Consider the following 10,858-nt stretch of genomic DNA (forward strand, 5'->3'; position numbering starts at 1 on the left):
CCTCCCTTGCAGTCCTGGCTGAAACGCTTCAGACTCGAGCCAAGCCGCTACCACGGAATTCGGCACAAAAACATTCAAAATTGCGACATAAATTTTCAATGGTGAGACATGAAAATTTGTGGGCGTCGCTGTCGCTGTGCAACAATGGTTTTCCATGACCACCGCAAAAAAGCTGGCGTTTGATCGGCGTGGATGGTAAGTGGTTGTTAAAAAAGAGATTTGCCTCCGGTTGAGAGGTGAACCTGGTGAGAAAGTGTCTATGAAAACAGGTCTGTACCATCCCGAAGAATTCAAGGACAACTGTGGTTTCGGCCTGATCGCCCATATGACGGGGCAGCCGAGTCACCACCTTCTGCAAACCGCCATGCAGGCGCTGACCTGCATGACCCACCGCGGCGGCATCAACGCCGACGGCAAGACCGGCGACGGTTGCGGTCTGCTCATGCAGAAGCCCGATCAATTCCTGCGTGCCGTAGCCCAGGAACACTTCGCCGTCGAGCTGCCCAGGCAGTACGCCGTTGGCATGGTGTTCTTCAACCAGGACCCGGTGAAAGCCGAAGCCGCCCGCCAGAACATGGACCGCGAGATCGTCAACGCCGGTCTCAAGCTGGTCGGCTGGCGCAAAGTGCCGATCGACACCAGCGTGCTGGGTCGCCTGGCCCTGGAGCGCCTGCCGCAGATCGAACAGGTGTTCATCGGCGGCGAAGGCCTGAGCGATCAGGAATTCGCCATCAAGCTGTTCAGCGCCCGTCGCCGTTCGTCCGTGGCCAACGCCCACGATGCCGACCACTACATCTGCAGCTTCTCGCACAAGACCATCATCTACAAAGGCCTGATGATGCCGCGCGATCTCGCGGCGTTCTATCCGGACCTGGGTGATGAGCGCTTGCAGACCGCGATCTGCGTGTTCCACCAGCGCTTCTCCACCAACACCCTGCCGAAGTGGCCGCTGGCCCAGCCATTCCGCTTCCTCGCCCACAACGGCGAGATCAACACCATCACTGGCAACCGCAACTGGGCCATGGCCCGGCGCACCAAGTTCGCCAACGACCTGATTCCTGACCTCGAAGAACTCGGCCCGCTGGTCAACCGCGTTGGCTCCGACTCCTCGAGCATGGACAACATGCTGGAGCTGATGGTCACCGGTGGCATCGACCTGTTCCGTGGCGTGCGCATGCTGGTACCGCCGGCCTGGCAGAACGTCGAAACGATGGATGCCGACCTGCGCGCCTTCTACGAGTACAACTCCATGCACATGGAGCCGTGGGACGGCCCGGCCGGCATCGTCATGACCGAAGGCCGCCACGCGGTGTGCCTGCTCGATCGCAATGGCCTGCGCCCGGCGCGCTGGGTGACTACCACCAACGGCTACATCACCATCGCCTCGGAAATCGGCGTATGGGGCTACCAGCCTGAGGACGTCCTGGCCAAGGGCCGTGTCGGCCCCGGCCAGATCCTCGCCGTGGACACCGAGACCGGCCAGATCCTCGACACCGACGCCATCGACAACCGCTTGAAGTCGCGCCACCCGTACAAGCGCTGGCTGCGTCAGCATGCCACGCGCATCCAGGCGACGCTGACCGACGACCAGGGCGTGGCCAGCTACGACGCCGACCAGCTCAAGCAGTACATGAAGATGTTCCAGGTCACCTTCGAGGAGCGTGACCAGGTGCTGCGCCCGCTGGGTGAGCAGGGCCAGGAAGCGGTCGGTTCGATGGGCGACGACACGCCGATGGCGGTGCTGTCGCAGCGCGTACGCTCGCCATACGACTTCTTCCGCCAGCAGTTCGCCCAGGTGACCAACCCGCCGATCGACCCGCTGCGCGAGGCGATCGTGATGTCCCTGGAAATCTGCCTGGGCGCCGAGCGCAACATCTTCCAGGAATCCCCCGAGCACGCCTCGCGGGTGATCCTCAGCTCGCCGGTCATCTCGCCCGCCAAGTGGCGTTCGCTGATGAACCTAGAGCGCGAAGGTTTCGACCGCCAGCTGATCGACCTCAACTACGACGAAAGCGTTGGCCTGGAAGCGGCGATCCGCAATATCGCCGATCAGGCCGAAGAGGCCGTGCGCAGTGGCAAGACCCAACTGGTGCTGAGCGACCGCTACATCGCCCCGGGCAAGTTGCCGGTGCATGCCTCGATGGCGGTTGGCGCGGTGCACCACCGCCTGACCGAGCAGGGCCTGCGCTGCGACAGCAACATCCTGGTCGAAACCGCCACCGCGCGCGACCCGCACCACTTCGCCGTTCTGCTGGGCTTTGGTGCCTCGGCCGTCTACCCATACCTGGCCTATGAAGTACTGGCCGACCTGATTCGTACCGGCGAAGTGCTGGGCGACCTGGACGAAGTCTTCAAGTACTACCGCAAAGGCATCTCCAAAGGCCTGCTAAAGATCCTGTCGAAGATGGGCATCTCCACCATCGCCTCGTACCGTGGCGCTCAGCTGTTCGAAGCGATCGGCCTGTCCGAGGAAGTGGTCGGCCTGAGCTTCAAGGGGGTGTCCAGCCGTATCAAGGGCGCACGCTTCGAAGACCTCGAAAGCGACCAGAAACTGCTGGCAGCCGAAGCCTGGAGCGCGCGCAAGCCGATCCAGCAAGGTGGCCTGCTGAAGTTCGTCCACGGTGGCGAATACCACGCCTACAACCCGGACGTGGTCAACACCCTGCAAGCCGCCGTGCAGCAGGGCGACTACGGCAAGTTCAAGGAGTACACCACGCTGGTCGACCAGCGCCCGGTGTCGATGATCCGCGATCTGCTGAAGGTGAAAGTGGCCGACCAGCCGCTGGCACTCGACCAGATCGAGCCGCTGGAGGCCATCCTCAAACGCTTCGACTCAGCCGGTATCTCGTTGGGCGCGCTGTCGCCGGAAGCCCACGAAGCGCTGGCCGAGGCGATGAACCGCCTGGGGGCGCGCTCCAACTCCGGCGAGGGCGGCGAAGACCCGGCTCGCTACGGCACCATCAAGAGCTCGAAGATCAAGCAGGTGGCCACCGGCCGCTTTGGCGTGACCCCGGAGTATCTCGTCAACGCCGAAGTGCTGCAGATCAAGGTTGCACAGGGCGCCAAACCCGGTGAGGGCGGCCAGTTGCCGGGCGGCAAGGTCAACGGCCTGATTGCCAAGCTGCGCTATGCGGTACCGGGCGTGACCCTGATCTCGCCGCCACCGCACCACGACATTTACTCGATCGAAGACCTGGCCCAGCTGATCTACGACCTCAAGCAGGTCAACCCGCAGGCTCTGGTGTCGGTCAAGCTGGTGGCCGAAGCGGGCGTGGGCACCATCGCCGCCGGTGTGGCCAAGGCCTACGCCGACCTGATCACCATCTCGGGTTACGACGGTGGTACCGGCGCTTCGCCGCTGACTTCGATCAAATACGCCGGTGCGCCGTGGGAACTTGGCCTGGCCGAAACTCACCAGACCCTGCGCGGCAACGACTTGCGCGGCAAGGTCCGGGTACAGACCGACGGCGGCTTGAAGACCGGCCTGGACGTGATCAAAGCGGCCATCCTCGGTGCCGAGAGCTTCGGCTTCGGCACGGCGCCGATGATCGCCCTGGGCTGCAAGTACCTGCGCATCTGCCACTTGAACAACTGCGCCACCGGTGTGGCCACCCAGAACGACAAGCTGCGCAAGGACCACTACATCGGCACCGTCGACATGGTGATCAACTTCTTCACCTTCGTCGCCGAGGAGACCCGCGAGTGGCTGGCCAAGCTGGGCGTGCGCAGCCTGGGCGAGCTGATCGGCCGCACCGACCTGCTCGACGTACTGCCGGGCGACACCGAGCGTCAGCAGTACCTCGACCTCTCGCCACTGCTGGGTAGTTCGCACATCCCGGCCGACAAGCCGCAGTTCTGTGAAGTCGATAAGAACCCGCCGTTCGACAAGGGCGAGCTGGCCGAGAAGATGGTCGAGATGGCCTTGCCGGCGATCCGCGACCAGGCCGGTGGCGAGTTTGCGCTCGACATCTGCAACTGCGACCGTTCCATCGGCGCGCGCATCTCCGGCGAAATCGCCAAGCTGCACGGCAACCAGGGCATGGCCGCGGCGCCGATCACCTTCCGTTTCAAGGGCACCGCGGGCCAGAGCTTCGGCGTGTGGAACGCCGGGGGCCTGAACCTGCACCTGGAAGGCGACGCCAACGACTACGTCGGCAAGGGCATGACCGGTGGCAAGCTGACCATCGTGCCGCCAGCCGGCAGCCCGTTCGAAACCCAGCACAGCGCGATCGTCGGCAACACCTGCCTGTACGGCGCCACTGGCGGCAAGCTGTTCGCCGCCGGCACCGCGGGCGAACGCTTCGCTGTGCGTAACTCCGGCGCCCACGCTGTGGTCGAGGGCACCGGCGATCACTGCTGTGAATACATGACCGGCGGCTTTGTCTGCGTATTGGGCAAGACCGGTTACAACTTCGGTTCTGGCATGACGGGCGGTTTCGCCTACGTGCTCGACATGGACAACACCTTCGTCGACAAACTCAACCACGAGCTGGTGGAAATCCAGCGTATCAGTGGCGAGGCGATGGAGGCCTACCGCAGCCACCTGGCGCGGGTCCTGGGCGAGTACGTGGAAGAGACCGGCAGCGAGTGGGGGCGTGAGCTCTCCGAGAACCTGGACGACTACGTGCGGCGCTTCTGGCTGGTCAAGCCGAAGGCGGCCAACCTCAAGCACCTGTTGTCCAGCACCCGCGCCAACCCGCAGTAACAACAGCTGCAAGTGGCGGGCCCCATGCGTGGGGCTTGCCTGGCTCAAGTGATCGTCTTGCAGCTTGCGGCTGACGCCGGCAACTGCGGTAAAGAGGTTTTGAAAAATGGCTGAACGTCTGAACAACGACTTCCAGTTCATCGAAGTGGGCCGCAAGGACCCGAAGAAAAAGCTGCTGCGCCAGCGCAAGAAGGAGTTCGTCGAGATCTACGAACCCTTCAAGCCGCAGCAGTCGGTCGAGCAGGCACACCGTTGCCTGGGCTGCGGCAACCCGTACTGCGAGTGGAAGTGCCCGGTGCACAACTTCATCCCCAACTGGCTGAAGCTGGTCTCTGAAGGCAACATCCTGGCCGCGGCGGAGCTGTCGCACCAGACCAACACCCTGCCGGAAGTGTGCGGCCGCGTGTGCCCGCAGGACCGCCTGTGCGAGGGTGCCTGCACGCTCAATGACGGCTTCGGCGCGGTGACTATCGGCTCGGTGGAGAAGTACATCACCGACACGGCCTTCGCCATGGGCTGGCGCCCGGACATGTCCAAGGTCAAGCCCACCGGCAAGCGCGTCGCCATCATCGGTGCAGGTCCGGCGGGCCTTGGCTGCGCCGACGTGCTGGTGCGTGCCGGCGTGACTCCGGTGGTGTTCGACAAGAACCCGGAAATCGGTGGCCTGCTGACCTTCGGTATCCCCGAGTTCAAGCTGGAAAAGACCGTGCTGAGCAATCGTCGCGAAGTCTTCACGGGTATGGGCATCGAATTCCGCCTGAACACCGAGGTGGGCAAGGACATCACCATGGAACAGCTGCTCGCCGAATACGACGCGGTGTTCATGGGCATGGGCACCTACACCTACATGAAGGGTGGTTTCCCGGGTGAGGACCTGCCGGGCGTGCACGACGCGCTGGACTTCCTGATCGCCAACGTCAACCGCAACCTCGGCTTCGAGAAAGCGCCGGAAGACTTCGTCGACATGCAGGGCAAGAAGGTCGTGGTGCTGGGCGGTGGCGACACCGCGATGGACTGCAACCGCACCTCGATCCGCCAGGGCGCCAAGTCGGTGACCTGCGCCTATCGCCGTGACGAAGCCAACATGCCGGGTTCGCGCAAAGAGGTGAAGAACGCCAAGGAAGAGGGCGTGAAATTCCTCTACAACCGCCAGCCCATCGCCATCGTCGGCGAGGATAAGGTCGAGGGCGTGAAGGTGGTCGAGACCCGCCTCGGCGAGCCGGATGCCCGTGGCCGCCGCAGCCCCGAGCCGATCCCGGGCTCCGAGGAGATCCTGCCGGCCGATGCCGTGGTGATCGCCTTCGGCTTCCGCCCGAGCCCGGCGCCGTGGTTCGAGCAGTTCGACATCCAGACCGACAGCCAGGGCCGCGTGGTGGCACCGGAGAAGGGCAAGTTCAAGCACCAGACCAGCAACCCGAAAGTGTTTGCCGGTGGCGACATGGTGCGGGGGTCGGACCTGGTGGTGACCGCCATTTTCGAGGGTCGCACCGCTGCTGAAGGGATCCTGGATTACCTCGAAGTCTGATCCGGCCTATTCGCGGGGCAAGCCCGCTCCCACGGGATATGCGTACAACCTGTGGGAGCGGGCTTGCCCCGCGATGCTTTTTGTATACAAAAACGTTTGATCCATGGCACCCGATAGACAAAACGCATGGCCATGGCCGTGCCTTTTGCGTCCGCGTCTGAGAAAATGCCCGCACTTTTTTTCCGGATGCCGACATGACTGCCCTGAAGAACGATCGTTTCCTGCGTGCACTGCTCAAGCAACCCGTAGACGTCACCCCGGTCTGGATGATGCGCCAGGCCGGCCGCTACCTCCCGGAGTACCGTGCCAGCCGCGCCAAGGCCGGCGACTTCATGAGCCTGTGCATGAACCCGCAGTTCGCCTGCGAGGTGACGCTGCAGCCGCTGGACCGCTACCCGCTGGACGCGGCGATCCTCTTCTCGGACATCCTCACCATCCCCGACGCCATGGGCCAGGGCCTGTATTTCGAGACCGGCGAAGGCCCGCGTTTCAAGAAGGTCATCAGCACCTTGGCGGACATCGAAGCCCTGCCGATCCCCGACCCGCAGAAGGACCTGGGTTACGTGATGGACGCGGTCAGCACCATCCGCCGCGAGCTCAACGGTCGCGTGCCGTTGATCGGTTTCTCCGGCAGCCCGTGGACCTTGGCCACCTACATGGTCGAGGGCGGCTCGTCGAAGGACTTCCGCAAGACCAAGGCCATGGCCTACGACAACCCAGAAGCCTTGCACCTGCTGCTGGACAAGCTGGCGCAGTCGGTCACCAGCTACCTCAATGGCCAGATCCTGGCCGGTGCCCAGGCGGTGCAGATCTTCGACACCTGGGGTGGCAACCTGTCGGCGGCGGCCTACCAGGAATTCTCCCTGAGCTATATGCGCAAGATCGTCAGCGGCCTGATCCGCGAGCACGAAGGGCGCAAGGTCCCGGTCATTCTCTTCACCAAGAACGGCGGCCTGTGGCTGGAGAGCATCGCTGAAGCCGGCGCCGATGCGCTGGGCTTGGACTGGACCTGCGAGATCGGCGATGCCCGTCGCCGCGTGGGTGACAAGGTGGCGCTGCAAGGCAACATGGACCCGACCGTGCTGTATGCCAAGCCCGAAGCCATCCGCAAGGAAGTGGCGCGGATCCTGGCCAGCTACGGCAAGGGCAGCGGCCATGTGTTCAACCTGGGGCATGGCATCACCCCGGAGGTCGACCCGGAGCACGCGGGTGTGTTCATCAACGCGGTGCACGAACTGTCGGCGCAGTACCACCAGTAATCGATGCGCAACGCGAAAAGCCCGGTCTAGTGCCGGGCTTTTTTGTTGCATTAAGTTTGAATTCAGCGATCGTCGGTAATCTGGTGCCATCAAAACGCAAACAGGACCCGATCCCCATGAAAGCCCGTTACCTGCCCCTGATCCTCGCCCCACTGTTCAGCACCGCCGCCCTGGCCGCCGGCTACACCGGCCCTGGCGCTCAGGCGGTGACCACCGTCGCCGCCGCCAAGGAAGCCGCCGATGACACCCCGGTGGTGTTGCAGGGCTTCGTGACCAAGAAGATCGACAACGACGACAAGTACGAATTCAAGGACAACACCGGTACCATCACCGTCGAGATCGACAATGAAGACCTGCCGCCGACGCCGTTCAACGACAAGACCAAGGTCAAGCTGACCGGCGAGGTGGAGAAGCACCTGATGAGCCGCGAGGTGGATGTGGATATCGTCGAGATCATCAACTGACCAGCCGATTGTTCGCCGACAAGCCGGCTTCTACGGGGCGTGTGCCCTTTCCGTAGGAGCCGGCTTGCCGGCGAAAGGCTTACGCGGTCTTGGGCGCCAGCCTGCTCAGATGCAGGGCCACCAACAACGCCACCGCCAGCAGGCTGCCGATGAACAGCCCGATACCGTTCCATCCGGCCATGTGCCAAAACACCCCGCCCGCCGTCCCGGCGACACTCGACCCGGCGTAATAGCAGAACAGGTACAGCGACGACGCCTGCCCCTTGGCCTTCAATGCCCGGCGCCCGATCCAGCTACTGGCTACCGAATGCGCGCCAAAGAAACCGAAGGTGAACACCAGCATGCCGACGATGATCATCATCAACGGGCTGGCCAGGGTCATCAGCAGGCCGCCGGCCATCACCAGAATACTGGCCCAGAACACTCGGCGCCGACCTAGCTTGTCAGCCAGTGCGCCTACCTGCGCCGAGCTGTAGATCCCCGACAGGTATACCACCGAGAGCAGCCCGACCAGCGCCTGGTTCATGTGGTAAGGCCCGGCCAGCAAGCGGTAGCCGATGTAGTTGAACAGGGTGACGAAGGCGCCCATCAACAGGAAGGCCTCGAGGAACAGCCAGGGTAGCCCGGCATCCTTGAAGTGCATGACGAAGCCATTGAGCAGATTGCGCGGATGCATCGGCTGGGGGCGGAAGTTGCGCGACTCGGGCAACACTTTCCAGAACACCAGGGCCGCCACCAGCGCCAGGCCGCCGATGGTCAGCATCGCCGTATGCCAGCTGACGAAGTCGATCAGCACGCCCGTGATCAACCGCCCGCTCATGCCACCGATGGCATTGCCTCCGATATACAGCCCCATCGCCAGGCCGATGTGCTGCGGGTGGATCTCTTCGCTCAGGTAAGTCATCGCCACTGCCGCTAGGCCGCTCAATGACAGCCCCACCAGGGCGCGGGTGGCCAGCACCAGCTCCCAAGAGGGCATGACCGCGCTGGCCAAGGTCGACAAGGCGGCGCAAAGCAGGGCGAAGACCATCACCGGTTTGCGCCCGATACGGTCGGAAACCGGCCCGGTGATCAGCAGCCCGAAGGCCAGCATTGCGGTGGACACTGACAACACCAGGCTGCTCTGCGCGGCATTGATGGCGAACTCCTGCGAAAGCAGCGGCATCATCGGCTGCACGCAGTACAGCAGGGCGAAGGTGGCGAAGCCGCCGCTGAACAGCGCCAGCACGGTCTTCATGAAGGCAGGGGTGCCTTTCTCGATCCAGATGTCGCTGAAGGAAGGCTCGGGTTCGACAGGCAGGGGCACTACGGCGGATCTCACGGGCGGGTACCTTCAGGTGCTGCGGTGAAAAAAGCATATAGCTGGCTAATGATTAGATCCAATATATTGTTCGACCTGTTTGATATGTACTGCGACCTATTGGAGTGGATCATGGAACTGCGTCACCTGCGCTATTTCATCGCCGTGGCCGAAGAGCTGCATTTCGGCCGCGCGGCCCAGCAACTGGGGATCTCGCAACCGCCCTTGAGCCAGCAGATCCAGGCCCTGGAGCAGGAACTGGGGGCGCGCCTGTTCGAGCGCACCAACCGTCGGGTAGAGCTCAGCGAGGCGGGGCGGCTGTTTCTCGAGGAAGCCCGGCAGGCGATTGCCCAAGTGGAGAAGGCCGCCGATGTGGCCCGGCGCGCGCAACTGGGCGAGCTGGGCGAGATGAAAATCGGTTTCACGTCCTCGGCACCGTTCACCTCGAAGATCCCCAAGGCGTTGCATGCTTTCCGCCAGCGCTTCCCGGCGGTGCACCTGAACCTCAAGGAAATGAGCAGCCGCGAGGTGGCCGAAGGGGTGTTCGACGAATCGATCGAAGTGGGGCTGATGCGGCCGATGCCGTTGCCCGAAGGCCTGGTGGTCACCGAACTGCTGCGCGAGCCGCTGGTGGCGGTGATCAACGCCTCGCACCCGTTGGCACAGGGCGGCGACCCGGGTGTGTACATGGCAGAGCTGGCGCAGGAACCGTTCGTGTTCTTTCCGCGCAGCTATGGCAGCGGGCTGCATGCGCAGTTGCTGAGCCTGGCGCGTCAGGCGGGTTTCAGCCCGCACTTCGCCCAGGAGGCGGGGGAGGCGATGACCATTATCGGCCTGGTGTCGGCGGGGTTGGGGGTATCGGTGTTGCCGGCGTCGTTCCAGCGCATGCGCATCGATGGGGTGGTGTACCGCACGCTGCTGGATGAAGAGGCGATGACGGCGGTGTGGCTGGTGCAGCGCGAGCGGGGTGGTTCGGCAATGGCCAAGGCCTTTGCCGAACTGCTCACCGGTAAGCTATGCGGTTGATTGGCCGGCACCTGGACTGCCGGCTTGCCGGCGAACACTGGCAAAGCCAGTGCCATTCACCGTGGTGGCTGCACCGGCCCGTTCGCCGGCAAAGCCGGCTCCTACAGGTGCATGCGCCTCGGGCTTCCAGGCGCATGTATCGGTCCTTGATCAGTTGAGGGCGTTGCTCTGCTGTTGCACCAGGCTCTGCGTGTATGCGGCATTAAGTTCGCGCACGATGCTGCGGTCCAGGTTGTAGACCCAGCGGTTGTAGTTGCGGTGGATCTTGCCATCCTTGTAGCCCAGCTCGCGGCTGTCGCGGTAGGCGATGCGGAACTGGCTGGGGCTGTAGTGGATGTCCACGGCGGCGAAGAAGGTGTTGCGCACGGTGATGTCGGCCTGGATCAGGTTGGGGCCGACGTTGCGCGCGGTCCAGCCACGCTCGGCGATAGCCTTGAGGATCGCCTGTTGCACTTGCGGCTGGCTGTAGGCATGGCTGGCGGTCAGTTGCTCGGTGGGGTTCAACACCGCTTTCGAGGTGCAGCCGGCCAGGCCGGCCAGCGCCAGGCCCAGGGCCACGGCGCGGATGGATGGGGACAT

7 protein-coding genes are annotated in these 10,858 nt (G+C 63.6%); 5 read left to right on the plus strand and 2 right to left on the minus strand.

Features of this window, described 5'->3' with window-relative positions; all coding sequences use genetic code 11:
• The first annotated feature begins 259 nt into the window (after positions 1-259).
• The 4 genes from gltB to IM733_RS20985 all read left to right on the plus strand — a co-directional run bounded on the left by gltB (position 260) and on the right by IM733_RS20985 (position 7,953).
• The gene (gene gltB, locus IM733_RS20970) at positions 260-4,705 is read left to right on the plus strand and encodes a glutamate synthase large subunit (RefSeq protein ID WP_248918321.1); all 4,446 of its coding nucleotides are present in this window, start codon (positions 260-262) and stop codon (positions 4,703-4,705) included.
• A gap of 106 nt (positions 4,706-4,811) precedes the next feature.
• Complete coding sequence (locus tag IM733_RS20975) at positions 4,812-6,230, plus strand: FAD-dependent oxidoreductase (RefSeq protein WP_248918322.1); 1,419 nt, start codon at positions 4,812-4,814, stop codon at positions 6,228-6,230.
• 194 nt (positions 6,231-6,424) lie between these two features.
• Entirely contained in the window at positions 6,425-7,489 is a 1,065-nt protein-coding gene (hemE, locus tag IM733_RS20980) for a uroporphyrinogen decarboxylase (RefSeq protein ID WP_248918323.1), read from the plus strand.
• Between the two features lie 116 nt (positions 7,490-7,605).
• Entirely contained in the window at positions 7,606-7,953 is a 348-nt protein-coding gene (locus tag IM733_RS20985; protein ID WP_248918324.1) for a NirD/YgiW/YdeI family stress tolerance protein, read from the plus strand.
• A gap of 79 nt (positions 7,954-8,032) precedes the next feature.
• Here the strand turns inward: IM733_RS20985 and IM733_RS20990 are convergent, their stop codons facing one another.
• Positions 8,033-9,274, minus strand: coding sequence for an MFS transporter (locus IM733_RS20990; protein ID WP_432760379.1), 1,242 nt, complete (start codon positions 9,272-9,274; stop codon positions 8,033-8,035).
• Between the two features lie 111 nt (positions 9,275-9,385).
• Between IM733_RS20990 and IM733_RS20995 the strand changes: the two genes are divergently transcribed.
• Complete coding sequence (locus IM733_RS20995) at positions 9,386-10,279, plus strand: LysR family transcriptional regulator (protein ID WP_248918325.1); 894 nt, start codon at positions 9,386-9,388, stop codon at positions 10,277-10,279.
• Positions 10,280-10,429: 150 nt separating this feature from the next.
• Here IM733_RS20995 and IM733_RS21000 read toward each other — a convergent pair whose 3' ends face one another.
• Positions 10,430-10,858: a hypothetical protein gene (locus IM733_RS21000; RefSeq protein ID WP_248918326.1), complete on the minus strand. Its 429-nt coding sequence runs from the start codon at positions 10,856-10,858 to the stop codon at positions 10,430-10,432.

The organism is Pseudomonas entomophila, from assembly GCF_023277925.1.
GTDB classification, from domain to species: domain Bacteria; phylum Pseudomonadota; class Gammaproteobacteria; order Pseudomonadales; family Pseudomonadaceae; genus Aquipseudomonas; species Aquipseudomonas entomophila_D.